Source organism: Microcoleus asticus IPMA8 (genome assembly GCF_013179805.1).
GTDB classification, from domain to species: domain Bacteria; phylum Cyanobacteriota; class Cyanobacteriia; order Cyanobacteriales; family Microcoleaceae; genus Microcoleus; species Microcoleus asticus.
The window spans coordinates 16441-41362 of record NZ_SRRZ01000037.1; the positions used below are offsets into that span (position 1 = coordinate 16441).

Genomic DNA, 24922 nt, shown 5'->3' on the forward strand with positions numbered 1-24922 from the left:
TAACCTATTATAATCCCTTGGTGGACAACAAGTATAAGGAAACCAAATGCCGTGAACTTAAAAACAGTCATATCGCTGCTCAAACAAACTTTTACTGAATGGCAAGAAGATAAAGCGCCAACCCTAGCCGCGGCCCTAGCCTATTACACAGTCTTCTCCCTCGCCCCGCTGCTAATTATCGTAATTGCGATCGCCGGTTTAGTCTTTGGTGCAGAGGCAGCCCAAGGTCAAATCGTCGCCCAACTCCAAAGTTTAATCGGCAAAGATGGTGCCCAAACCGTCCAAGAACTAATCCTCAAAGCCTCCGAACCAAAGTCGGGAATGATTGCTACTCTAGTCGGCATCGCTACACTTTTGTGGGGTGCTTCCAACGTATTTACTAATCTCAAAGAAGCCCTCAATACTATTTGGAATGTTTCACCTCCTCCCGGACGCGGAATCTGGGGATTTTTGCAAGACCGCGTATTGTCTTTTGCAATGATTTTAGGCATAGGATTTCTACTGCTAGTATCTTTAGTAATTAGCGCAGTTTTAGCAGCGGTTAGCTATTGGTTGAACGGCTTGCTGCAATTACCAATCAACATTTGGCAGATTGTGGACTTTGCTCTCTCCTTCGGCGTAGTTACGCTGCTTTTTGCCTTAATTTACAAACTTTTGCCCGATGTTAATCTTGCCTGGAATGATGTTTGGATCGGTGCCGCCATCACCTCAGTGCTGTTTACGATCGGCAAATCTCTAATAGGAGTTTACCTCGGAGGTAGCGGTATTGCCTCTACCTACGGTGCTGCGGGATCGTTCGTGATTATCCTGCTTTGGATTAATTATTCCGCTCAAATTCTCTTCTTAGGTGCCGAGTTTACCCAAGTTTGGGCTAACCGATACGGATCTCTAATGCAAGGTTCGCGAAAGAATATCCTAAACAGCGAAAACGGGGAATCCTCCGCGCGCAAACATCGGAAGAACTCTTAATATTAGACAAACGGGAAATTTGAGGTTAAAGTCGCACTCCGGGTTTGACAGAAAAAGCAAAAAGGAAGAGGGAAAAAGGCAGAAGGTGCAAGGCGGAAGAAAAGCAAAATTTTGAATGCAATAATTTTGCTTTTTTTTTCGCTTGCCCTCTAACATTCAGTCTTCGGGACGACCGACTTCTGCTTTCTCGAAAGCCCTACTGATTGATTCAGAGGGGTAAAATTCTACCTTTTGCTGACCTCGCATCTCTAGCAGCAAGCTGAAAGCAGGCTCGAGTTAGATATGGCTAGGAGGTGCGAGTTTGACAGCGACCAGAATACAGGAAATTCCCTTCACCCTCCTTCATTTATATTTAAATTATCTAGAATTTGAGCTGCTGCACGTCTCTGTCAGCAGAAGGAAGTCGTCTGTCAATTTTTCCCTGCAACTTATCCCTGAAGGATGATTTTTCGATCCCGCATTTTCACTTTAATACAAATTAGCTAGAAGATTCCAGTGCAGGCGCAGCAGCCAAAATAGCACTTTCAATCTTCTCCTAAAATATTTTAATTTTTGCTAAAAAATCATGATTTCGTTAAGTAGAAAACGCATCGCTCTCATTTCAGTACACGGCGATCCCGCTGTGGAAATTGGCAAAGAAGAAGCGGGCGGGCAAAATGTTTACGTGCGTCAAATAGGGGAAGCTTTAGCCAAACAGGGGTGGCAAGTTGATATGTTCACCCGCTCATCCGATCGGCAACAAGCAAGGATTGTACAGCACAGTCCCAATTGCCGGACAATTCGGCTAGTAGCAGGGCCGCAAGAATTTATTCCTCGCGACGAAATTTACGGATATTTGCCAATCTTTGTTCAAGAATTTCAGAAGTTTCAGTTAGAGTCAGGCTTTCAATATTCCTTAGTTCACACGAATTACTGGCTTTCTTCTTGGGTGGGAATGGAGTTGAAAAAATCGCAACCCTTGGTGCAAGTTCACACTTACCATTCTTTGGCAGCAGTTAAATACAAGTCGGTTTCGACAATTCCCATGATTGCCAAAACCAGGCTGCAAGTCGAAAAAACACTTTTAGAAACAGCCGATCGCGTAGTGGCTACCAGTCCCCAAGAAAAAGAACACATGAGGTCTCTGGTTTCCTCAAAAGGAAATATTGACATCATTCCCTGCGGTACGGATCTTGAACGGTTCGGCTCGATCGCCCGATCGACCGCCCGCCGCGAGTTGGGAATACCCCCGGAAACCAAAGTCGTGTTGTACGTCGGCCGTTTTGACCCCCGCAAGGGCATCGAAACCTTAGTCCGCGCCGTCAGTCTGTCGGCGGTGCCCAAAGCCGATTTAAAACTCATAATTGGCGGCGGCTGGCGTCCGGGGGAAAGCGACGGCAAAGAGCGCGATCGTATCGGCAGCATCATTGAAGAACTCGGGCTGAGCGACATTACCATTTTTCCCGGTGGCTTGAGCCGAGACATTCTCCCCGCCTACTACGCCGCCGCCGATGCGTGCGTCATTCCCAGCCACTACGAACCTTTCGGTTTAGTCGCCATTGAAGCGATGGCCTGCGGCACGCCCGTAATCGCCTCCGACGTGGGAGGGCTGAAATATACTGTAGTGCCGCAAGAAACAGGTTTGCTGGCGCCGCCGAAAAATGAAGCAGCCTTTGCCGATGCGATCGATCGCTTGTTAGTTGACTCAGTATGGCGCCAGCAACTCGGACACAGAGGCCGCCAGCGCGTCGAAACCTATTTCAGTTGGGACGGTATCGCCTCCCAACTCAGTCAACTTTACACTCAACTGCTCGAACAATCGGTCATTCAGCTTGACCCCGTGAGCGCTTAGTAGTATCACTTAGTATAGTTGAAGCCAGTTTCCCTCGATCCCTGTTGCACTCATCCGTTCTAACTGGGAACCTTCAACTATAAGTGATATCAGGAGGTACTATTGTACGCGCCAGAACATCTGGGAAGCCATCTGCAACCCATTTCAGACATCGAGCTAATTCGCCTGTGGGTGGAGCGCAAATCCCCCCGCAGCAAGCGCTTTAGCTCGCAGGCGGCCAACCGTTTTCGGCTGTTTGTAGCAAAACCGCTGGCAGAAGTGACTCTGACTGATGTCGAGACTTTCGCTGCAGCAATGAGATCTCGAAAACTTCCACCCGGTTTCTACAAGCAAACTTTGCTAGCGCTGAAATCGCTGTTCGCCTTCGGCCAGCAAACGGGAATCTTGCCCGCAACCATCCCCCTGCACGGGTGGCCGATGCGGCAGCGCAGGCAACTGTCCAAACGCCTCCGTTTTAGAATCTCTTGGACTTTGTTAATCTGTTTGTGCTTTTTCTTAGGTCGAATGACGCCGAGGCTGCTGTGGGCACAATCGGTCTCGCCAGAAAGCTCGCCCGCCCCGAAACGCCTGCCGGAAGTTGCGGCGATCGATTCACCAGACAAAGGAGAGGATAACATCGAGCGCGATCGATCGCCCGAAACTACAACTCTGAATTCACCAGAGCCCATACAGGATAAAAGACTCGATAGCATCGGTCCCGAACGTCGAGTCAAAGCCTTTCTCGACACGATTGCCAGCGCCGAAGGAACCGCTAGCCCCGACGGCTACCGCACCCAGTACACCGGCACGAAATTTGTCAGCTTTCAAGATCATCCCAGGGAAATGAGGTGCGGCCGCCGCTACGGCAAAAAACTCTGTTCCGACGCAGCGGGGCGGTATCAGTTTCTGAGCACAACTTGGGACAGATTTGCCAAAAAATTTGGCGTCCGCGATTTCAGCCCAGAAAATCAAGATTTGATGGCTATAGAGTTAATCCGAGAAAAAGGTGCATTAGAAGATATAGAAGCGGGTCGATTGGAGTCAGCAGTGAGAAAACTCGCTTACATCTGGCCTTCTTTTCGCCGTTATGGCGGTTCTGTAGAATCCTCTATGCCCACACTCGAAGCAATGTACCTGCAAAATTTGGGGATTTACCGGCAAGGATTGGTTGTTAGCAATTAGTCAACAGTTCAAGGACGAGTGGAGATTCGAGTTTGGGAATTTTGGATTAAATTTTGACATCCAAAATTGAAAATGGGGCCGTTATGGGTGATGTCTATTCTTCAGAAATTTAAAAATTAAGCTAATTTTCCATCTTCCATGTGAACGATGCGATCGGCAATATCCAAAATTCGGTTATCGTGGGTTACTAACAAAATAGTACAGCCCTGTTCTTTGGCAAGTTGCTGCATCAAATTCACCACTTCGCGACCGGATTTGCTGTCCAGGGCTGCGGTTGGTTCGTCAGCTAAAACAATTTGCGGTTGACTGACCAAAGCGCGGGCGATCGCCACTCTTTGTTTTTGTCCCCCTGACAAATCATCTGGATAATAGTTAATCCGCTGTTCCAGTCCTACTAACTCTAACATTTTTACAGAGCGATCGCGCATTTGAGAACGCGACAAATTTCCGTGAACTTCCAAACCCATTTGCACGTTTTGCAGCGCCGTCAAACTCCGGTGCAAGTTGTGCGCCTGAAAAATATAGCCAATTTTGCGTCGCGCCTTTACCAATTGGTCTGCACTCGCTTTGCACATTTCTTGACCGATTATTTTGAGACTTCCCGATTGACCGGATCTCAGTCCGCCAATCAAAGTTAAAAGCGTGGTTTTTCCTGAACCGGAAGGCCCCGTCATCAGCACGATTTCACCTGCATTAATTTCTAGGTTGATGTCAAAAAGTACCTGTTTTCGCAGTTGACCTTGACCGAAGTAGTGGTCGAGTTGGTGCGCGGAAATTATTGGTGCAGAAATCTGTAATGTGTTGGTTTTTGGGTGGAAAGTAGTAGAATTCATAACTTATTAGTTTGAGGTTTGATCTTTAATAATCAATCGCTTTCGTCGCCGAAAACACAGAGCCAAAAGAAGATAATAATTTGCCAAAAAATCAGTTTCTAGTCAGTAATTTTTACAAATCAAGCTTTAATACCCCTTTCTTCTTTAGTTTCTCTATGCTGGAACTTCCTTTGTGTAGGATTGGTTTTAACCAGTATTATAAAGGGGTTTCTCACTCAGATTTAGTGTATTTACGACTCTATTCTTCATTTCCCCTTAAAACATATCTGCCGGGTCGGCTGCTTGCAGCTTGCGAGTGGCAATTGCTCCAGAAATAGTGCACATAATTACGTTCAAAAGTAATACTATAAAAGCTCTAAGCAGCGTCATATAAAGGGGTAAATTTGTAGCTTGGCGAGTTAAAGAGTAAAGCCCGAAAGAGACTCCTACTCCGGGCAAAAAACCGAGGAGGGAAAGAATTAGAGCTTCTTCAAAAACGATGCCGAGTAAATAAACATTGCGGTAGCCCATCGCTTTGAAAGTAGCGTATTCTCCCATGTGGTCGCTGACATCGGTTGAGAGAACTTGATAAACAATAATCACACCCACTACAAAACCCATCGCGACGCCTAAATTAAATACAAAGCCGATCGCAGTATTCTTGGCCCAATAGTTTTTCTCAAAATCGATAAATTCTTGTTTGGTTAGTACCTTGACATCATCTGGTAAGTATGCTTTCAAAACTTGTTGAACTTCCACGGGGTCAGCACCCGGTTGCAGTTGAATTAATCCGGCATTAACACTCGCGGCGTTTTGTCTGGGAAACAGGCGCAGGTAATTTTGATCGCTAGTCATCAAAATACCGTCGGCGGCAAAAGATGCTCCAACTGTGAATAAACCGCTGACGTTAATCGTGCGCCGCTCGACCTCAGCTTTAACGGCTTTTCCTTCAGTGATTTGTGCGATCGTTCCTTGGTACTCTCCCCTAGAAGCTCGATCGAACAACACGGTATCCGGCAATTTAATCGCGCTCAAATTTTGGTTAACTTCGGGAAGCGCAAACGCAGGGCGATCGGGATTGAAACCCACCACCATCAGCGACGTTTCGTGCCGAGTTTCGGGATTTTTCCAGTTAGCAATTTTCACGTAAAGCGGCTCTGCTGATTTCACGCCCGGTACGTTCATTGCTTGATACAATCTGCGCCTGGGGAAGGAAGACAAATTAATCAAATTTCGCGCTTGAGGGTGAATCAAAACTAAGTCTGTTTGCAAGGTTTGATGCAGCCGCGTATTGCTGGTGTAAAGCGCATTTTGAAAGCCTAGCTGCATGAACATCAAAACGTCAGCAAAGGCAATTCCTGCTACTGCAACCAGCATTCGCCCTTTGTCGTGACTCAGTTGCAGCCATCCGAGGGGAGTTCTGCGTCTTAACTGTTCTAAGGGTTTTATTAGTCCAATCATAGGATTTTAGATTTTAGATTTTAGATTTTGGATTTTGGATTTTGGATTGAAGAAAGCGACTCTGCGGTTTAAGACTTCTTAATCTTTAATTTCCCCGAGCGATCGAGTTTAGATTTGAGATTTTGGATTTAAGATTGAAGAAAGCGACTCTGCGGTTTAAGACTTCTTAATTTTTAATTTCCCCGATCGCCACTTTGACTTGCAAATTGGTTAATCCCGCTACTTTCTGGCTGGAAGCTTCATCTAAGCGCACTTTTACTTCCACAATTCGACCATCAATATTCGCAGAAGGATCGGTGTTAACAATGTTTTGCCGCTGCACTTGCAAACCAATATGTTCGACAGTTCCCCGCAATTCGCCTGTCAAAGCATCGCTAGTAATTTTTGCAATTTGTCCTAGGCGTACTTTGTCCACATCGCTTTCGTAAATTTCCGCAACAGCCAGCATCTCGCGAGTTTGTCCGAGTTCGACAATGCCGTCGTTTCCCACCCTTTCCCCCGGATGCGTGTGAATTTTCAGGACTTGGGCGTCTCTGGGAGCACGGATGTAAGCTAGATCCAGATTGGCTTTGGCTTGTTTGGCTGCTGAAGCGGCGGAACTGACTTCGGCGGCGGCTGCTGCTATGTCAACGGGACGCACTTCGGCGATGCGATCGAGATTTGCCGCAGCTTCATTAATCTGCTGTTGTCGAGATTGCTGAATTTGGCTGAGTTTGGCTTGGGCTTCGTTAATTTGTTGTTGGCGAGATTGCTGAATTTGATTTAGTTTGGCTTGGGCTTCGTTAATCTGCTGTTGGCGGGATTCCTGAATTTGATTCAGTTTTGCCTTTCCTTCGTTGAGTTGCTGTTGAGTTGTTTCGGCGGCGAGGCTTTTGCTGTCGCTAGTTGAGGCGGAAATTGCTCCCTGTTCATAGAGTTGGGAGTAGCGGCGATCCTCGCTTTGGGCGTTGCGGAGTTCGGCTTGTAGGCGGGCAATTGCGGCTTTTTGAGTTTGAATTTCCCCTTGCTGTTCGGCCCTCAAGCGAGCAATTGTGGCTTGTTGCGCTGCGATTTCGGTGCTGCGATCGACTTCTAGGCGGCTGACGATCGCCTGTTGCGCTGCGATCTCGTTGCTGCGATCGGCGGATAAACGGCTAATAGCCGCTTTTTGGGCTTGAATTTCCCCGTTTTTGGCTCCGGCTTTCACTTTTGCTAGATTTGCCTCGGCGACGCGCACTTGTTCTTGAGCTTGGTCGAGGGCAGCTTGCAGGCGATCGCGGCTGTCCAAAATTGCGATCGCCTGGCCTGTTTTCACCCTGTCTCCCTCTTTCACCAAAAGTCGATCGATTCGGTTTCCTTCCGCCGCACCAGAGGCAGAGACTTTAATTACTTCTCCTCTGGGTTCCAGTCGCCCCAAGGCTGTAACTGTGGTTAATTGGGATGCTGCGACTGCTGCTGCTGCGGCTACTGCGTTGGGATCGGGTATGCGCGATCGCCAGATCGTGTAGCCTGTTGTTCCCCCTGCCGCCAGCGTTGCTAGTGCTGCCACAACTAGGAGTTGTTTAACTAGGGATGGAGTGGAGGATAAGCCGTCTGCTGTTGGTTGGTGTACCATGACATACCTCTTTTTGAGGAATAAAACTAAACCGTTTAGTTCTGATATGTCTTAATACTAAACCGTTCAGTATAATGATGTCAAGAGCCCAAATAAAAATTACAGAAGCAAGGTATGGCAAGGACAAAACCGATCGAACCAGAGGCAGCAGGAGGTGACAAGAGTGAGCAAATCCTGCAAGGTGCGATGCAAGAATTTTTAGCCCACGGCTACGCGGGGACGAGTATGGATAAGGTAGCGAAGACGGGAGGAGTTTCCAAAGCCACGGTTTACAGCTATTTTGCAGATAAAGAAGGATTATTCGTGGCCTTGGTACAGCGGCTGGCCCAAAAAAAAGTCAATTTTACAGTTCTGGATGAAGAACCGGCCGTAGCGCTGCGATTCGTTGCCACCACTGTATTAGAGCAGGTGACGCAGGAACCTGAATTTCTCAATTTTGTGAGGTTAGTGATTGCCGAATCAGGGCGTTTTCCCCAGTTAGCGCAGACTTTTGTGAAAAACTTAGCTAAACCGGGTATCGAGCGGCTTACTCAATATTTGGCATCGCATCCAGAGTTAAAATTGCCCGATCCGGAGGCAACGGCGCGGATTTTTATTGGATCGCTGGTATATTTTCAGTTAACGCAGCATATGATGCACGGCAAAGATATTATCCCAATGGAGCGCGATCGACTGATCGACGGTCTGCTGCACTTGATTTTAGGCCGGCAGTCCAATTCCTAAGTGCGATCGACAGAATCTAGGAATTTTATTTGATAACATTTAAATGCCATAAAGAGCGAGATCCCTTTATGGCTGCGATCGCAGGTTTTAGTCAGGTATTTTTCCTAACCGTTCCCTCAATTCATCAGCCGATAACTGCGACAGTTGTTCTACAAACAATGTCAATTCTGCCACAGGCAATGCCAATAAATTAGTAACGGCTGCAGGCAGAATATCGCCCAATTCAGGCGATCTTATTTGCAACGCACTTTCAGCTAACAATTTAACGGCTGCTTCGCGCCCTGTTTCATCGACTGTCAGCATCGATATTGCCAGCAACAAAACTGTAAATTCAGCCGCCGCCAAGTTGGATATTGGAGATAGAAAAACCGTCATTTTGGGGCTTAATTCTCCAAATCTAACTCGCAGAAAGTTTTCTAAGATTAAGCGCTGTTGTTCTTGCCTGCCTCGTTCTAGTCCTTCTTCTAGTCCCTGTTCTAGTCCTTCTTCTCTAGCTTGTTGCTGTGCTGCTTGTATTTGTTGTTGAAAAAGTGGTGCAATGGCCATAATTAACTCCCGCTCTTCTGGCTCTAATTCTTGTGGCGCATCGGTTACTAAATTTGACTGTAACCGATACAGCAATTCTAGCGCAATTATCCGTAACGGATCGTCCGTTGCTAAAGCGCTCAATTGGGAAATAGCCCTTTGCTGCACTCCCCCTTTGCCCAAAATCCTCAACCACAGAGTTTCTGGAGTTTCTGGCAACTGGTGAATCGCCACAATTGCCGATCGCAAAGATTCACCCAAAAAATAGATTCCCTGCATCCAATTCTCTGTGTCTGGTATCGCATTAAAGCTATCTACCAATGCTTTCGATGCTGTGGGCATCAAAATCCACATTTTGGGTAACTGGGCGTCATCATAGCGAGTATTTTCTCTCCTAAATTTTCGCTCCAATTCACCTCGCACGTCCAATAACTTGCCCAGACAGCTACAAATTTCGCTGACGTTTGCCGGATTGCGAAAGGGTTCAAAAATTGCTGTTGTGTTTGCCATTTTTCCCAACAATCCCAGGGTTTCTGAGTATTCTGGAATTGCGGTGCTGGGAGTGAAGTAAACATCGATTTCTCGGACTTCGGAAGTTACATCGCGGCCGATATTAACCGTTCCGATCGGCGAAAGCAATTATTCCAGAAATTCTTTGGCAAAGCGATCGTGAATAAATCGCGTCATAGAAATTAGGATGAGTTTTATGAGTGAATCTTAGCATACCTACACGCTTTTGATTTAGGTGAGTAAGCCTAGGCGCATCTAAATTTTACAGTCAAGTTTGATGAAATTCTTGTGAGGTGATATCTCGTAGGCTGCCCGAAAAATACAACGCAAGGTGCAGGACAGCTTATGGTAAGGTGCGCATTACGACCCTACAGAATTAATTGATGCGTCCAGGAATGTTTAGGTTAATTTTCACTTTCCACACTAAATAGATCTTTGAGCCGTTTCCTTACCCACTCTATAGGATTTTCATCGTCTTCCGCTGCATCTACCAATTCCATTTCTCGAAGTTGCTGTTGCCTCTGGCTTAGTTCTTCTTTGTGTTTCACTATCTCTTGAATAATTTGTTCAGATAAATCCGGCTGTTCTGTTAAAATTTTTTGGAATCCTTCTTTATTGATAGCAAACAATATTGTTTCTTCCAAAGCTCTCACCGAAGCAGTTCTAGGGATTCCCAACATCAAAGAAAGTTCCCCCAAAAACTGACCCGTACCGAGGTTATTCAGATGTTTGTCAATAGCTTCCACAAAAACTTCGACTGAACCTGAAAGAATCATGTAAAAAGCATCTCCAGGGTCGTTTTCGCGAAATAAAAATTCTTGCGATCGCAGCCGTTGGCGGTATCCAACTTCAATCAATTGCCGCAATTCGAGATCCGTCAGATTTTCAAAGTATTCCACCTCTCGCAGCAAACAGCTAAGGGACGATTGCTTTTTCATTTCCTCTGCAATAATCGGCATTTTTTGCTTGTTTTCCGAGGAAGTGTTCGTGATGTCAATTCCACTTTTTTTGTTGTTGAACATTGACAAAATAACTTCGGGATTTTGCAAATAAATTTCTCTGTCGTTGAACGGAAATTCTATTTTATGCTGGCGGAAATTGTACTCAATCGCAAAATTCAAAGAACTTTTAATTACTTCTCTGTCTGTCGGTCTGTCCGTCCAAACTAAAAGTTCAAATTTAAAACTATCATCGCCAAACTCGACAAATAATACTTTCGGATTCGGTTCGTACACAACTCCCGCCTCCGCGTAAGCAATATTTAACAGAGTTTCTGTCACTAACAGCGGGTTACTATTCTCGGCTACTTCTACGGGAACTCGCAGACAGAGTAGCGAGTTTTCGTAACTCCAATTAACAATTTTGTTGCTAATCATTTTGCTGTTGGGAACTATGACGCTGGAGTCGTCATTGGTTTGGATGATGGTCGAGCGAATCGAGATTTTTTTGACGATTCCCATTAATCCTTCTAATTCCACAAAGTCTCCGACTTTCACAGGTCTGTCTAAAAGCAGCGTTAAGCCGCTGACGAAATTAGTTGTTAAATCCTGGATTCCGAAACCAATTCCGACTCCCAATCCTCCCGCAACTACTGCAAAAGAAGCGAGGTTGAAGCCTATACTTTGGATGGCGACGATCGCTCCGAAAGCTACTATTAAATACCCAATAATTACTGCGATAGCTTCCCGGTTTCCCTCGTCAATTCCCAGTCTAACTAGCAAGCGTTCCTTAAGAAAGCCAGTAAAAGAACGCGAGATGACGAGGATAGCTATGAACAATACAATCAGTTCCACAAGTGACTGCAGCGATACAGGATTCTCACCTATTGTAAATAAGGTCGCTGTAAATATTTGGGAGATTTTTATCAAAAATTCTTCGGGTATTGTAGTCACTTTAGTTCCAGTTAATAATAAGTTTATAAAAGGTTAAACCTTTGGAGATAAGGACTAATATCCTTATTTTTAAGTAAAAAAGAAACCAGAAAAAAAGTCTTTTTTACGAGATTTTTATTTGTTTTGAGTATCCGAACAAACTGATTTTTTTACAGAGCAGATATGTGATGATTCAGACTACGCCGTTATGCGTATTGCTAATTTCTCGGATATATGGTCTTCCCCTGCCTGCGGTTAGTGTGCCACTTTTTCGCCATAGCGGAATCATCTATTATTCATGCGAACCCTCTACTAGCTTTAGTCAACTTTAACTGTCTTGGATTTTATCATACTTTCCGCTGATTTTTGGTTTAAGTCCCGTTATAAACTTAAGCAGGGATTATTCAATGACTATTTAAGTAGACAAGTCAAATATCGCAGTATTACAATGAGTTTAACTGGTGGGAGAGAGATTGCTATCACTGTGCCAGTTGCGTCCGTCTTGTGTATATCTAAGAATGTCTAGCTGAAAATTTAACGGATTTAGCTAAAATTGAGAACGTTCCAAGAATACTTGGCATTCTACCGACATTGGGAAAAAATTAAAACTTAATGGCATTTGTCAATCAGTAAAATTACTTAAAACACTGTTTGTTTAGGAGTGGAAAATGCGCGATTTGGGGGTGGGTGGGCATAAATATGGCGTGAGGCATGATTCCTCGATCGCCCAAATCTAAGTTCTCCACCCCCAACCTGAGTAAATGCTGAGCATAATTGTTGATTGACAAATGCTTCCCTAGCTTAAGTTGTCACCAATGTTCTACCGATAGGATTGATTAGCAATAGAATTGATGAACAATAGAACGGCTTGGGGATACATCCGAAGAATTAACGGAAATAATGTCGCAAGGGATACATATATCGCCAATTGAAAACCTAATGGTCGCCCTGCTGAACGTTTTCTTCAGTACCCAAATAGGAGAAAACGAAAACCTTGCGATCGCGTAATTGGAAAGAAGTTCTAGAATTATAGCTGAAATGCACGAGCCAACATGAGCAAATTCCCACCAGAGAAAACCCAACCGCCACACCAACAGAGCACAACAGCACAGGTATTGCGACAGGCTCACTTCGACGCTTTTTTTGCAGGTTCCAACGCCGGACTGCTGATTTTTGACCGCCAACTCCGGTACGTCCAAATTAACGAAGTTCTAGCCCAGATGAATGGCATTTGTGTGGCAGACCATATTGGTAGGTCAGTGCGTGAAGTGCTGCCAGAATTAGCTCCAGCTGTGGAACCGATGCTGCAAGCCATTCTGGATACAGGCAAGCCAATTCTCGACTATGAATTAGTGGGTGAAACCCCGAAAGAACCGGGCATCCTGCGCTACTGGCAAGCATCTTACTATCCTTTGTTGGATGAAAATGGCATCGTTTTTGGTCTTGGTGGGATTGTAATTGAAATTACCGATCGCAAGCGGGCAGAACAAAAGCAGGCACGACTGACGGCAATTTTGGAAGCAACTTCCGACTTAGTAGGAGTTGTGGATGCGACTGGGCATAGTGTCTATCTCAACAAAGCCGGACAGGAAATGCTGGGGATGTCCCCAGAGGAAGCACGATCGCCGTTTACTATAGATTCTGTATTAGCTCCCTCGGCAAGGGCAAAATTCCACAACGATATAATTCCCACCGCCTTGCGAGAGGGTAGGTGGGCTGGTGAAATCCTATTTTTGTCACGCGATGGGGAAGAAATTCCAGTCTCCCAGGTTTTGATCGTTCACAAAACCGAAGCGGGTGAAGTCGAGTTTATTTCGACTATTGTGCGGGATATTCGCGAACAGCAGGCGGCGCAGCGCGATCGCAAAACTGCTGAAGATGTCCTCAAACAAAGTGAAGAACGGTTTCGTTCTTTGATGGAAGCCAGTGCTCAAATTATTTGGAACTGCAATGCCGACGGCGAAATGGCGATCGAGCAACCTACTTGGAGTGCATTTACAGGACAGACATTTGATGATTACAAGGGAGGGGGTGGGATCAACGCTATCCATCCAGACGATCGCTCGTCTATGTTCACTGCCTGGTCAACTGCTGTTGCTAATCGCTCGTTCTATGAAGTTGAATTTCGTATGCGCCGCTATGACGGGGAATACCGCTACATGAGTTGTCGTGGAGTGCCTATCTTAGAAGCTGATGGCACGATTCGCGAATGGGTGGGAGCAAATACGGATATAACAGAGCGCAAACAAGCTGAAGAAGCTCTGCGCCAACAGCAAGCTGCGCTGCGCGATCGCAACTTCTTACTGAACTCTATTTTGGAAAGTACGCCAGACATTATTGTTGTTAAAGATCTAGAAGGGCGTTATGTTGCCATTAACTCCAATGTGGCAAACTTTTTGGGCAAGTCAATTGAGGAAATCATCGGCAAAGATGATTTAGAATTAATGTCTGCTGACAGTGCTCGTGAACTTATGGCAAAAGATCGCCAAGTCATGGCAGCAGGAATCACTGAGACTTTCGAGGATGAAATCTCTGCTGATGATGAAACCCCTACAACCTTTTTAACGACAAAAGCTCCTTGGCGGGATGCTAATGGCAATATTCTGGGCATCATCGCCACAAGCCGAGATATTAGCGATCGCAAACAAGTCGAAGCGGATCTGCGCGATCGCAATGCACTTTTAAACTCTATTTTGGAAAGTACGCCCGACTTTATTATGGTTAAAGATCGGGAAGGGCGTCATGTTGCCCTTAACTCTAATCTGGCAAACTTCTTTGGCAAGCCAATTGAAGAAATCATCGGCAAAGACGATTTGGAACTACTGCCGCCTGATATTGCCCGTGAAATTATGGCAAAAGATCGCCAAATTATGGCAGCAGGAATCACTGAGAGTTATGAGGAAGAAGTCTCTAATCATGAAACCAGTGCGACCCTTTTGACTACCAAGGCTCCTTGGCGGGATGCTAATGGCAATATCTTAGGTACCGTCGCTACAACGCGAGATATTAGCGATCGCAAACAAGCTGAAGAAGCTCTGCGCGAACGCAACGATCTGCTGAACTCGATTCTGGAAAGTACGCCAGACATCATTGTGGTTAAAGACCGGGAAGGGCGTTATGTTGCCATGAACTCCAATTTGGCAAACTTCTTAGGCAAGCCAATTGAGGAAATCATCGGCAAAGATGATGGCGAATTACTGTCGCCTGAGAGTGCTCGTGAAATGATCGCAAAAGATCGCCACGTCCTGGCAGCAGGAATCACTGAGATTTACGAGGAAGATGTCTCTCAGGGTGAAACCACTAAGACGTTTTTGACGACAAAGGCTCCTTGGCGGGATGCTAATGGCAATATCCTCGGCATCATCGGCACTACACGAGATATTAGCGATCGCAAAAAAGTCGAGCAAACACTCCGTCAAACCCTAGAAATACTGGACTTAGCTAGCGATAGTATCATTATTAGAGATATGGACGATCGCATCATCTACTGGAACCAAGGTGCAGAAAAGCTCTATGGTGGGACAAAAGCGGAAGTAGCCGGAGAGTTCATTCACGCATTCTTAGAAACCATCTTCCCTAAACCATTAGAAACCTTATTGGCAGAGTTTTTCGAGCACGGAAGTTGGGAAGGAGAACTGCACCACACTACCCGTGACGATCGGCATATTATTGTCGCCAGTCGCTGGACATTACAACGCGACGCAGAAGGAAAGCCTTGTGCCCAACTCGAAATTAATACCGACATTACCGATCGCAAACAAGCGGAAGATGCTATAAAACAAAGCGAAGAACGCTATCGTTCGCTAATCCTTGCTACGTCCCAAATGGTCTGGACAGGCGATGCTGAGGGGCGATGCCCGGATATGCCGAGTATGAGAGCTTACACCGGACAAACGGAAGCTGAGGTTGTTGGTTTTGGCTGGTTAGATGCAATGCACCCGGACGATCGCGAACGAACGGCTCAGGTCTGGATGGAAGCAGTGCAAACGAAAAGCCTGTATGACATAGAATATCGAATTCGCAGAGCAGATGGAAACTATCGCTATTTCCAAGGTAGAGGCGTGCCCATTCTGAATGAAGATGGCAGCATCCGGGAGTGGGTTGGCACTTGCAGCGATATCCACGATCGCAAACAAGCGGAAGATGCTATAAAACAAAGCGAAGAACGCTATCGTTCGCTAACCCTTGCCATCTCCCAAATTGTCTGGACAACCGATCCTGAAGGAAGATGCCAGGATTCACCGAGTATGAGAGCTTACACCGGACAAACGGAAGCTGAGGTGGTTGGTTTTGGCTGGTTAGATGCAGTTCACCCGGACGATCGCGAACTAACAGTTCAGGTGTGGATGGAAGCAGTGCAAACGAGAAGCCTGTTTGACATACAGTATCGAATGTGCGGAGCGGATGGAAACTATCGTTATTTCCAAGCTAGAGGGGTGCCAATTCTGAATGAAGATGGCAGCATCCGGGAGTGGGTTGGCACTTGCACCGATATCCACGATCGCAAACAAGCCGAAGAGGCTATCAAACAAAGCGAAGAACGCTATCGATCGCTAATAGTTGCTACGTCCCAAATCGTCTGGGCAATGGATGCTGAAGGAAGAGGCACGGAGCTACAGAGTTGGAAAGCTTACACCGGGCAAACTGAAGCTGATGTGCTTGGTTTTGGCTGGTTAGATCCAATTTATCCGGACGATCGCGAACGAACGGTTCAGGTGTGGATGGAAGCAGTGCAAACGAAAACCCTGTTTGAGATAGAATATCGAATCCGGAGAGCGGATGGAAACTATCGTTATTTTCAAGTTAGAGGGGTACCCATTCTGAACGAAGATGGCAGCGTCCGGGAGTGGGTTGGCACTTGCACCGATATCCACGATCGCAAACAAACAGAATTCGTACAGGCAAAAGCCAGGGAAGCCGCAGAAGCAGCTAATCGGGCTAAAAGTGAATTCCTTGCCAACATGAGCCACGAATTGCGGACTCCGCTTAATGGCATCATGGGATACGCGCAGATTCTTCAGCGTTCCAAAGTCTTGAATGAAGAAGAGCGATCGCGCATTGATGTCATTTATCAGTGCGGTTCGCATTTACTGACCTTAATCAATGATATTCTCGATTTGTCGAAGATTGAAGCGCAGAAAGTCGAACTCATGCCCACGGATTTTCATTTCCCGGCGTTCCTGCAAGGTGTCGCAGAAATGTGTCGCATTCGAGCTGAACTTAAGGGAATTCACTTCCATTTTCCATCAAGCCCCGAACTCCCGATCGGTATTCGTGCAGATGAAAAACGCTTGCGACAAGTATTAATTAATCTTTTGAGCAACGCTATTAAATTTACGGATGAGGGCAGTGTCACTTTTATAGTCAGTTTTGCAACAGAAGGAAAAATTCGCTTTGAAATACGCGATACAGGTACCGGCATTGCACAAGATCAACTCCAAGCTATCTTTGAGCCCTTCGAGCAGGTAGGCGATCGCAGGCGGCAGACGGAAGGTACGGGATTGGGACTGGCAATTAGCAAAAAAATTGTAGAACTAATGGGCAGTACCATTCAGGTTCAAAGTGAGATGAATGTTGGCAGTATTTTCTGGTTCGATGTCAATCTGTCTCAAGCCGATGAATGGGTGAAAACGTCTCAAATCGACAATCGCGGGCAGATTATCGGCATCAAAGACCGCCAACCTAAGATTGTGGTTATCGATGACAAATGGGCTAACCGTTCGGTAATTAGCAATTTGCTCAGTCCGATCGGCTTTGAGGTGTCTGAAGCCAACGATGGGCAGGAAGGCTGGGAAAAAATTCTGGAGGTACAGCCAGATTTAATCGTTACCGACTTACTAATGCCCGAACTAGATGGCTTCGAGCTAATTAAGCGGGTTAGAGAATCGGAAAATTTCAAAGACATCGTTATTATTGTCTCTTCTGCCAGCGTATTTGAAACCGATCAATACAGAAGTTTAGAGGCAGGAGGCAACACCTTTATTCCCAAACCTGTTCAAGCAACGGAACTCCTGCAAAAATTACAACAGTATCTGGATTTGGAATGGGTTTATGAAGGTAATGAAGATCCACTGGCGATCGCCTCAGACACCAACGAGCTAATTGCCCCGCCTGCTACAGAAATGGAAATGCTATACGAGCTGGCTCTGAAAGGAAATTTCCTAGAAATAGTTAAGCAGGCGTCATTACTTGAAGAAATAGACCCAAAATACATTCCCTTTGCTAAAATATTGCATCAAATGGCAAAAGACTTTCAAGACGAAGAGATTTTAACTTTTATTCAGTCCTACAAGTAAGGTTTATGAATTCAGCAATTCAACCAAAGAGTACGATTCTAATAGTTGATGACAATTCAGCTAATCTAGGTGTCTTATCTGATGCTTTAAGTCAGGCAGGATTTGAAGTTCGGGTCGCCAAATCTGGAAAAATGGCACTAGAGCGGGTCAAATATGCTCTACCAGATCTAATCTTACTAGATGTCATGATGCCCGAAATTGATGGATTTGAAACCTGTCGTCGATTACAGGCTAATCCAGAAACTAAACAGATTCCCATTATATTTATGACTGCTCTCTCGGATACGGCTAATAAAGTTGAGGGATTTCAGGTTGGGGCTGTAGATTATATTACCAAGCCCTTCCAACAGGAGGAAGTATTAGCTCGCGTTAAACTGCATTTAAAGCTTCATGTTCTTACAGACAAGTTAGAGGAAAAAAATACATTATTGGAGCAAAAAGTTGAAGAAGTCAGCCAAGCCTATGATGCTCTGCAAAAAATGCAAATTAAGTTAATCCAAAACGAGAAAATGTCGGGATTAGGGCAAATGGCGGCTGGGATTGCTCATGAAATCAATAACCCTATAAATTTCATCTCCGGGAATCTGGGTTATGCCCAAGAGTACGCTCATAACTTACTAAAAATTATACACCTTTATCAAGAAGATTATGTAAATCCCACCCCTCGGATTCAAGCAGCAATGGATGAAATAGAACTGGAATTTTTGGAGGAAGATTTTATAAAAGTTCTTAACTCAATCAACTTAGGAACGCAGCGCATCCAGGAGATTGTCAAGTCTATGCGAATTTTTTCTCGCCTGGATGAGGCAGACGTGAAAGCAGTAAATATCCATGAAGGAATTGATAGTACACTCACCATCCTGCATCATCGTTTAAAAGCAAAACCAGACCATCCAGAGATTGAACTAATAAAAGAGTACGGTCAGCTTCCACCAGTAGAATGCCATGCCGGACAACTCAATCAAGTGTTCATGAATATTCTTTCCAATGCCATTGATGCTTTGGATGAATCTAATCAGCAGCGTTCCTTTGCAGAAATCAAACAAACCCCAAACCGCATTCAAATTTCTACAAAAGTAATTGACGATAATTGGGTTGCTATTCATATTAGTGACAACGGTCGGGGAGTTTGCGAAACTTTACAAGCGAAACTATTTGACCCTTTTTTTACCACCAAACCTATCGGTAAAGGAACGGGGTTGGGGTTATCTATCAGTTACGAAATTATTGTTGAAAAGCATGGGGGCAGATTATACTGCCAGCCTATAGCAGGAAAGGGAATAGAATTCGTCATTGAAATTCCAATTCGGCCACAAGCTAGTCAAGCTGCTTAGTTTCCCGGTGCAATGTCTCTTACGAACTTTGCTTAATTTCTCGCCGATAGCGCTGATGACAGGGATTACCCGTACAAACAAAGCCGGCAGGCATATTTTTAAAGACACTACTGCGAGCTCCAATTAAAGCGTTGGCACCGATTTCGACACCAGGGCCAATGAAGCAGTCTGCCGCAATCCAAACGCCGTTATTAACGATCACAGATGCTGTTATTAAGCCAAAGGCTGGGTCTTGGGGGTCGTGAGTGCCGGTGCAGAGGTAACTTTTTTGAGAAATGACGCAGTGTTTGCCGATCGCAATTCGATCGAGACTGTACAATACAACATCATCTCCGATCCAACTGTAGTCGCCGATTTCAATTTTCCAAGGATAGGTAAAACGAGCGGTAGGGCGGATAATCACACTACAACCTATTTTCGCTCCAAATAACCGCAGCAAGCCGCTTCTGATGCCGTTAAAAGGGTGTGGAGTGAGGGAAAATGCGATCGCCTGCACGAACCACCAAACCAAAATTAGCCAACCAGGCTTTCCTCTATCGAAATTTGATTGATCGTACTTGCGCAAATCAACCAAAGATTCCCCTGTCAAAGTATTTAGCTGATTGTCGCTAATTGGACGATCGTTTATTTCAGGATTTGGGAAATTTGCGATCGGCTTTTCCGGTTCTTGGTTCGGATTTGGTATATTATAAGTCATTGATAGTTAATTTAATGTTTAATTAAAAATCGAGTTTAACCTGAAGGACTGCTGCATGACATTTCCAGTTACGGACAATTTTGAATCTGAAAACGCCAACGATCTCGTATATTGCGAGAATACAAATCCCAGAATTGGCAAAGTGCGACTTTTACAAACAGCATTGGTACTGCTTAGCAGCTTTTTTGTCGCAGAGTTAATCGCCGCACTTAATTCTCATAGCTTGTCCCTATTAGCAGATGCGGGTCACGTTTTTTCAGATGTAGCAGCTTTAGCAATAACTTTGACAGCGACTTGGTACTCCTCAGTCAAACGCAAAAGTAAATCCGTAGATTGTACGATCGCACAATCGCCAATCCCTGAACGAGGAGAAATCATTGCTGCTTTAATTAATAGTATCAGTTTAGTAGCGATCGCCCTTTGGATTGCCGCAGAGTCGATCGACCGCTTGCAGTCCCCAACCCCGGAAGTAGAAGGGCTCCCGATGTTAATTACCGCCATAGTCGGTTTAAGCATCAATTCAATCAATGCTTGTTGCTTGCATTCCTGCTGTCACGGCGACTTAAACCTCAAAAGCGCGTTTCTGCACGCAGTTGCCGACATATTTTCCTCGGTTGGAGTAATTCTAGCTGCGATCGCCGTAGCGTGGCTGCACTGGAATTGGGCGGACGGCTTAATTAGCTTGCTAGTTTCGGCATCAATTATTTTATTAACTCTACCGCTGCTAATAGAAAGCATCCAATTGCTGCTAGGAAAAGTATCAGCAATATCCGCAACTCAACAGCCTTGCGACTGCGAAAAAGTAAGCGCAGAAAATTTGCTTTTTCCATCCCTCGAAGAACTTATCAAATAATATCTTTTCATCAGCTCTCAACCATAGAAATAGATAACTAATGTCCTACAGTGATTTTACTTTTAATCGAGTTACCAAAGACTTTAATTTAACGATTTCCGAGCGCTCTAATAAATATTTTCGCAGAAATTCCAGAATTAACACCAAGCGATTTTCTCCAAAAAACCCTGCGCGATAATCTACCTTTAGCCCTTGGTAGCAATACTGAAAAAGCGCGATCGGAATTAATTATTGCTCCTATTCTGGTCGAGCTCAGAAAACAATTAAATTATCAAATTAGCTGGTTTTCGGGTATTGACTTTAGTGTGGATGCCAGTAAAGGATTAAACGGCAGTTGTGATTTTATCATCAGTCAATCACCTGAACTTTTATTTGTTAGTGCGCCAGTTATTACCGTCGTGGAAGCTAAAAAAGAAAATATTTTAGCTGGTTTGGGACAATGCGTAGCGGAAATGTTGGCAGCGCAAATTTTTAATGAAAATGAAGGCAACGAAATTCCTGTGATTTACGGTACCGTTACCACCGGCACTAACTGGAAATTTCTGAAATTAACAAAACAGACGATCGAAATTGATTTAGTCGAATATTTTATCAACGATTTAGGTAAAATTTTAGGTATTTTAGCTAGTGGCATTCACTCAAGTATTAATTAGGTCAAGAAACCCGGCGGTTGAAATTGCGTCTTGTCAAACGAAGTCCCTCAGTAACAGGCTAAGAGAGACTCGGCGGTTGAAACCCTGTCTGCACAAACTTTCGTCCACGCGGACTAACAGATATTCTCACGGCAATTTCACTTCTGTCTCCTGACTGATAACTACTGGCGGCGACAAAGGCGGCTGAGATTCTGCCACATTCAACTGACCGCCACAACAACGCAACTCGTAAAGTTTGGCATTAATTTGATACTCGTATTGGCTCAATAGCCTTGCATAAATATAGCCAGCTTTTCCATCCAAAAAGCCTAACTGAATGAAGTAAAATAAAATAAATCTGAGCATTGGTTTAAAAGGCAGCCACACCCAAACTTTTTTGAGAAATCGCTTCCGCTGTACGGCATCTCCAAATAAGTTAGCACCAATAGTGCCGCTGTCGTCGCGCCCTTCAATAATATTGTAATAAACGCGAGCTTCCCAATTAGAATAGCGGTTGTGCCGTTCTATCCAGTGGAATAAATCGCGGTAATCTTCGTGGATCATGTCATTTTTTAAGTAGCCGACTTGACCGGATAAAATGACGTGTTCGTGAACTTCGTTGTCGCCCGTATTGGGGACGGATTCAGTGCCGAGATTTTCGTAACGGCCTTTTTGATGCTTGAACAAACGCAAATTCCAGTCGGGATATCGGCCGCCGTAACGCAGCCACTGACCTAAAAATAAGACTTTGCGGTTGAGGTAGTAGCCGTCAAAATTGGGGTCTTCGATCGCCCGCGCGATTTCGTCCCAAAGTTCCGGCGGAATGCGCTCGTCGCAATCGACAATTAATACCCATTCGTTGCGAAAGGGTAGATTGTCCAAAGACCAATTTTTCTTTTTCGGCCAGCGTTTGTCGAAGTAGAATTGCACTACTTTTGCGCCGCTACTGATGGCAATTTCTACCGTGCGATCGCTGCTTTGGGAATCAACCATGAAAACTTCATCCGCCCTGGCAATGCTGGCCAGACACGCAGGTAGATTAAGTTCTTCGTCTTTTGCCGGAATGAGAACTGAAACCGGAATCTTGGATGAACTAGATGTCATAATCGAGTGCTTGAACCTGAATGCGGTAGAGTTTTTGTGGATGAAATGCGATCGGCACAGCCGCGCCGACGACTTGACCGGCGAGGGATATTGCCTATAGCCTAATGCCTAGTGGTCGATTTCGGTGCAAAAATCAGGCTGCGGATGGCTGCGCTCAAATAACCGATTTGACCCCAGGCAAAAACGAAATTTTCAAAGCGCAGCGCCGGATCTCTAATATATTTAAAAGACTTCCAGACACCCCTCAAGATTCTTTCACCCCCTCGCCCAAGCTGAGCAATACCCGCTCGATCGGACAATTGTTCCCGATAACACTCGCTGATGCCTTGCCACCACCCGCGCTCTAGAAACCAAGCTTTGTTGAGCCGTTCTGCAGCGACATTGTGAAGCACCACGGCCTCCGGTAGATAAACTACTTGCCAACCTAACTCTAAAGCTAATTCAGTGGCCCGCAACTCTTCATTTGACAACAATTTTGTGCCGACTCTACCGAGTTTGACATCGAAGCCGCCAATTTTTTCGAGAAAAGCGCGCCGGATCGAGTAGTTTACACCCCTGGGAGTCAAACCGGCAGCAGTCACGTCAACGCAACTTTCCCCCAAATCGTAAACTCCCAAGTTCTGAGCCAATCCCGGTGACAGCCATTCGGGCGGGCTGACTCCACAAGGCCAGATCAAGTTGACTTTGCCGCCGGCCACGGCTAGTTTTTGATTGCTTTGATAAGCCGCGTGCAGCACCCTGAGCCAATTAGGCTCAGCAACAGCGTCGTCGTCGAGATAAGCTAATATTTCGCTGCGAGCTTCTGAAGCGCCTGTGTTCCGGGCTACAGACAGACCGATTTCGGGTTCCCAGACGTACTTGAGGCGGCGATCGCCCAGTCTTGCTTCTACCACCTCGCGGGTGCGCGAAGTGGAACTTTCCGGGCTCGCATAATCGCTAGAGGCGTTATCCACTACTACTACTTCAAAGTTGTCGGGAAAATCCTGTACCAGCAAGCTGTCGATCGCCCCCCCTAAATAGGCGGCGCGATTGTGGGTGCAAATAATCGCTGATATCTGAGGGTCTGGCATAAATAGCAGCTTGGGAAATACTGGGGTTCTCGATCGACTTACTGTGAAATTGTCTCAATAATGCTATTATCGCTTAAAAAGCATTTGGTAGTTGGCAGTTTAAATCATAATTGGTAATTGGTAATTGGTAATTGTGTTTAATCCTTTGTATGTGACTAATGACTGCTGACTAATGACTAATGACTAACTCACAACCTCCGGCATCGAGACAATTAATCTTAGTAACTGGGCCGGCCCGAAGTGGCAAAAGTGAATGGGCCGAAACTCTGGCTGCGGGTTCGGGAAAACAAGTAATCTATGTGGCTACCGGCCGGGTTGATGAAACGGATTTGGAGTGGGTTCGTCGCCTCGAACAGCACCAAAATCGCCGTCCAGTTGATTGGACAACTCTAGAAGTGCCGATCGAATTATCGGCCGTTGTGCGAGCCGGCAAGCCCTCGGATTGCTTGTTGATTGATTCCCTGGGAACTTGGACGGCGAATCTTTTGGAACAAGAAGCGGCTGTTTGGGCTACTGTGCAGCAAGAGTTGCTGGCTAGTTTGAAGTCGGCGGCGGCTGATGTGATTTTGGTAGGGGAAGAAACCGGATGGGGCGTTGTGCCTGCTTATCCGGCGGGGCGGCTGTTTCGCGATCGCCTCGGCACTCTCGTGCGCCAGATCGGGGCGATCGCCGATAATGTTTATCTCGTCACCGGAGGTTACGCCTTGGATCTGAGCGTTCTGGGTACGCCGCTGCCGCCTGCTGCGAAAAATTAACAGCCGGATTCGCCATTGACAAGCGAGAAAAAATCTCGGTTTCCCGACGGACAATTTTAACTGAAAATCAGGTATAATTTTAACTGAGATTGAAAACTCAAGACTCAGATAAATGAGTCAAAAAACATACTCCCTCGGGCAACCCGCACAACAATTTGACACGAGGAATAGCAAAATTTTCAAATAATGTAAAATATAAAATGTCTCTTGAGAAAGAGTGCAAATTTGAAAGTGAAAGTCTAAAATCACCAATGAGTTGACAGGTTGACTAAAAATTATGGCATCAGAGAGTGAAGTGAGAAAATATATTGCTTACTGGTTTCAGTTAGGCAAAAAAGTATTAATTCGCAACGGTTCCGAAGTGCTGCTGCCCAAATCGGTAATTGCGGGCGATCGCTACAGCCAGGAATTTGAAGACTGCTGGCAAAAAATTATCTCCCCTGACAGCGGAGACTGTTACCTGCAAGGTACAAACGAAACAATTGCCCAACTGCTGACACCAGCTTGGGACATCAGCCCCTGCGCGCGCTGCGCGATGCCCGTAGTGTTCCAAAAAACCGGAATGCCCCCGGAGTTCTGTCCCTGTAACGACTTACCGAACTGGCCCGATACCGAAATGCCCCAACCTCGATCGCCAGTCAGCACAAAATCGCAACTGTCAGGAATTCGCGATCGACTCCTCAAAGCTGGGGGCGAATAAACGAATCACATTGTAGTGCGTTCA

General features: G+C 45.6%; 20 protein-coding genes. 12 read left to right on the forward strand and 8 right to left on the reverse strand.

The window, feature by feature from the left end:
• Nucleotides 1-51 precede the first annotated feature (51 nt).
• The 4 genes from E5S67_RS12130 (at nt 52) to E5S67_RS12145 (ending at nt 3961) form a co-directional block, all read left to right on the forward strand.
• Complete coding sequence (locus E5S67_RS12130) at nt 52-969, forward strand: YhjD/YihY/BrkB family envelope integrity protein (RefSeq protein ID WP_172187446.1); 918 nt, start codon at nt 52-54, stop codon at nt 967-969.
• A 301-nt stretch (nt 970-1270) separates the two neighbouring features.
• Entirely contained in the window at nt 1271-1414 is a 144-nt protein-coding gene (locus tag E5S67_RS12135; protein ID WP_172187448.1) for a hypothetical protein, read from the forward strand.
• 120 nt (nt 1415-1534) lie between these two features.
• On the forward strand, nt 1535-2800 hold the full coding sequence (locus E5S67_RS12140) for a glycosyltransferase family 4 protein (RefSeq protein ID WP_172187450.1): 1266 nt from the start codon (nt 1535-1537) through the stop codon (nt 2798-2800).
• Between the two features lie 102 nt (nt 2801-2902).
• On the forward strand, nt 2903-3961 hold the full coding sequence (locus E5S67_RS12145; RefSeq protein WP_172187452.1) for a glycoside hydrolase family 24 protein: 1059 nt from the start codon (nt 2903-2905) through the stop codon (nt 3959-3961).
• A gap of 116 nt (nt 3962-4077) precedes the next feature.
• Here the strand turns inward: E5S67_RS12145 and E5S67_RS12150 are convergent, their stop codons facing one another.
• The 3 genes from E5S67_RS12150 to E5S67_RS12160 form a co-directional block, all read right to left on the reverse strand.
• A complete protein-coding gene (locus E5S67_RS12150) occupies nt 4078-4794 on the reverse strand; it encodes a DevA family ABC transporter ATP-binding protein (protein WP_172187454.1) in 717 nt (238 codons plus the stop codon).
• Nucleotides 4795-5049: 255 nt separating this feature from the next.
• The gene (gene devC, locus E5S67_RS12155; protein ID WP_172187456.1) at nt 5050-6234 is read right to left on the reverse strand and encodes an ABC transporter permease DevC; all 1185 of its coding nucleotides are present in this window, start codon (nt 6232-6234) and stop codon (nt 5050-5052) included.
• A 166-nt stretch (nt 6235-6400) separates the two neighbouring features.
• Complete coding sequence (locus tag E5S67_RS12160; RefSeq protein WP_172187458.1) at nt 6401-7828, reverse strand: HlyD family efflux transporter periplasmic adaptor subunit; 1428 nt, start codon at nt 7826-7828, stop codon at nt 6401-6403.
• Nucleotides 7829-7942: 114 nt separating this feature from the next.
• Here E5S67_RS12160 and E5S67_RS12165 point away from each other — a divergent pair, with 114 nt between their 5' ends.
• Entirely contained in the window at nt 7943-8551 is a 609-nt protein-coding gene (locus E5S67_RS12165; protein ID WP_172187460.1) for a TetR/AcrR family transcriptional regulator, read from the forward strand.
• A gap of 87 nt (nt 8552-8638) precedes the next feature.
• Here the strand turns inward: E5S67_RS12165 and E5S67_RS12170 are convergent, their stop codons facing one another.
• Together E5S67_RS12170 and E5S67_RS12175 are read right to left on the reverse strand one after the other, a co-directional pair.
• Nucleotides 8639-9715: a flagellar assembly protein H gene (locus tag E5S67_RS12170; RefSeq protein ID WP_246276749.1), complete on the reverse strand. Its 1077-nt coding sequence runs from the start codon at nt 9713-9715 to the stop codon at nt 8639-8641.
• Nucleotides 9716-9990: 275 nt separating this feature from the next.
• Nucleotides 9991-11478, reverse strand: a complete 1488-nt coding sequence (locus E5S67_RS12175; protein WP_172187462.1) for a mechanosensitive ion channel domain-containing protein — start codon at nt 11476-11478, stop codon at nt 9991-9993.
• A 1031-nt stretch (nt 11479-12509) separates the two neighbouring features.
• Here E5S67_RS12175 and E5S67_RS32395 point away from each other — a divergent pair.
• Together E5S67_RS32395 and E5S67_RS12205 are read left to right on the forward strand one after the other, a co-directional pair.
• Nucleotides 12510-17753: a PAS domain S-box protein gene (locus tag E5S67_RS32395; protein ID WP_216670383.1), complete on the forward strand. Its 5244-nt coding sequence runs from the start codon at nt 12510-12512 to the stop codon at nt 17751-17753.
• Between the two features lie 5 nt (nt 17754-17758).
• Nucleotides 17759-19087: a hybrid sensor histidine kinase/response regulator gene (locus E5S67_RS12205; RefSeq protein WP_172187464.1), complete on the forward strand. Its 1329-nt coding sequence runs from the start codon at nt 17759-17761 to the stop codon at nt 19085-19087.
• A 19-nt stretch (nt 19088-19106) separates the two neighbouring features.
• Here the strand turns inward: E5S67_RS12205 and hpsU are convergent, their stop codons facing one another.
• Nucleotides 19107-19784, reverse strand: a complete 678-nt coding sequence (hpsU, locus tag E5S67_RS12210) for a hormogonium polysaccharide biosynthesis acetyltransferase HpsU (protein ID WP_172187467.1) — start codon at nt 19782-19784, stop codon at nt 19107-19109.
• Nucleotides 19785-19839: 55 nt separating this feature from the next.
• Here hpsU and E5S67_RS12215 point away from each other — a divergent pair, with 55 nt between their 5' ends.
• On the forward strand, nt 19840-20637 hold the full coding sequence (locus E5S67_RS12215; protein WP_172187469.1) for a cation diffusion facilitator family transporter: 798 nt from the start codon (nt 19840-19842) through the stop codon (nt 20635-20637).
• Between the two features lie 305 nt (nt 20638-20942).
• A complete protein-coding gene (locus E5S67_RS34380) occupies nt 20943-21290 on the forward strand; it encodes a hypothetical protein (protein WP_339382848.1) in 348 nt (115 codons plus the stop codon).
• A gap of 126 nt (nt 21291-21416) precedes the next feature.
• Here E5S67_RS34380 and E5S67_RS12225 read toward each other — a convergent pair whose 3' ends face one another.
• Nucleotides 21417-22352 carry a glycosyltransferase family 2 protein gene (locus E5S67_RS12225; protein WP_339382849.1) on the reverse strand — a complete coding sequence of 312 codons (936 nt, stop codon included), beginning with the start codon at nt 22350-22352 and terminating at the stop codon, nt 21417-21419.
• Here E5S67_RS12225 and E5S67_RS34385 point away from each other — a divergent pair.
• Nucleotides 22261-22473 (forward strand): hypothetical protein, encoded by a 213-nt coding sequence (locus tag E5S67_RS34385; protein WP_339382850.1) that lies wholly within the window; start codon nt 22261-22263, stop codon nt 22471-22473. The genes E5S67_RS12225 and E5S67_RS34385 overlap by 92 nt on opposite strands.
• Before the next feature lies 1 nt (nt 22474).
• Here E5S67_RS34385 and E5S67_RS12230 read toward each other — a convergent pair whose 3' ends face one another.
• Nucleotides 22475-23443: a glycosyltransferase family 2 protein gene (locus E5S67_RS12230; protein WP_172187474.1), complete on the reverse strand. Its 969-nt coding sequence runs from the start codon at nt 23441-23443 to the stop codon at nt 22475-22477.
• 179 nt (nt 23444-23622) lie between these two features.
• Here E5S67_RS12230 and cobU point away from each other — a divergent pair, with 179 nt between their 5' ends.
• Together cobU and E5S67_RS12240 are read left to right on the forward strand one after the other, a co-directional pair.
• The gene (gene cobU, locus E5S67_RS12235) at nt 23623-24198 is read left to right on the forward strand and encodes a bifunctional adenosylcobinamide kinase/adenosylcobinamide-phosphate guanylyltransferase (RefSeq protein ID WP_172187476.1); all 576 of its coding nucleotides are present in this window, start codon (nt 23623-23625) and stop codon (nt 24196-24198) included.
• A gap of 277 nt (nt 24199-24475) precedes the next feature.
• Nucleotides 24476-24898, forward strand: coding sequence for a hypothetical protein (locus E5S67_RS12240; RefSeq protein ID WP_172187478.1), 423 nt, complete (start codon nt 24476-24478; stop codon nt 24896-24898).
• Nucleotides 24899-24922 lie beyond the last annotated feature (24 nt).

What these genes read in the sequence shown, in the direction of transcription:
- cobU (WP_172187476.1), top strand. Translation starts at nt 23,623, where the DNA reads ATGACTAACTCACAACCTCCGGCATCGAGACAATTAATCTTAGTAACT.
- E5S67_RS32395 (WP_216670383.1), top strand. Translation starts at nt 12,510, where the DNA reads ATGAGCAAATTCCCACCAGAGAAAACCCAACCGCCACACCAACAGAGC.
- E5S67_RS12240 (WP_172187478.1), top strand. Translation starts at nt 24,476, where the DNA reads ATGGCATCAGAGAGTGAAGTGAGAAAATATATTGCTTACTGGTTTCAG.
- E5S67_RS34385 (WP_339382850.1), top strand. Translation starts at nt 22,261, where the DNA reads ATGAAAACTTCATCCGCCCTGGCAATGCTGGCCAGACACGCAGGTAGA.
- devC (WP_172187456.1), bottom strand. Translation starts at nt 6,234, where the DNA reads ATGATTGGACTAATAAAACCCTTAGAACAGTTAAGACGCAGAACTCCC.
- E5S67_RS12230 (WP_172187474.1), bottom strand. Translation starts at nt 23,443, where the DNA reads ATGCCAGACCCTCAGATATCAGCGATTATTTGCACCCACAATCGCGCC.
- E5S67_RS12165 (WP_172187460.1), top strand. Translation starts at nt 7,943, where the DNA reads ATGGCAAGGACAAAACCGATCGAACCAGAGGCAGCAGGAGGTGACAAG.
- E5S67_RS12150 (WP_172187454.1), bottom strand. Translation starts at nt 4,794, where the DNA reads ATGAATTCTACTACTTTCCACCCAAAAACCAACACATTACAGATTTCT.
- hpsU (WP_172187467.1), bottom strand. Translation starts at nt 19,784, where the DNA reads ATGACTTATAATATACCAAATCCGAACCAAGAACCGGAAAAGCCGATC.
- E5S67_RS12160 (WP_172187458.1), bottom strand. Translation starts at nt 7,828, where the DNA reads ATGGTACACCAACCAACAGCAGACGGCTTATCCTCCACTCCATCCCTA.
- E5S67_RS12205 (WP_172187464.1), top strand. Translation starts at nt 17,759, where the DNA reads ATGAATTCAGCAATTCAACCAAAGAGTACGATTCTAATAGTTGATGAC.
- E5S67_RS12215 (WP_172187469.1), top strand. Translation starts at nt 19,840, where the DNA reads ATGACATTTCCAGTTACGGACAATTTTGAATCTGAAAACGCCAACGAT.
- E5S67_RS12140 (WP_172187450.1), top strand. Translation starts at nt 1,535, where the DNA reads ATGATTTCGTTAAGTAGAAAACGCATCGCTCTCATTTCAGTACACGGC.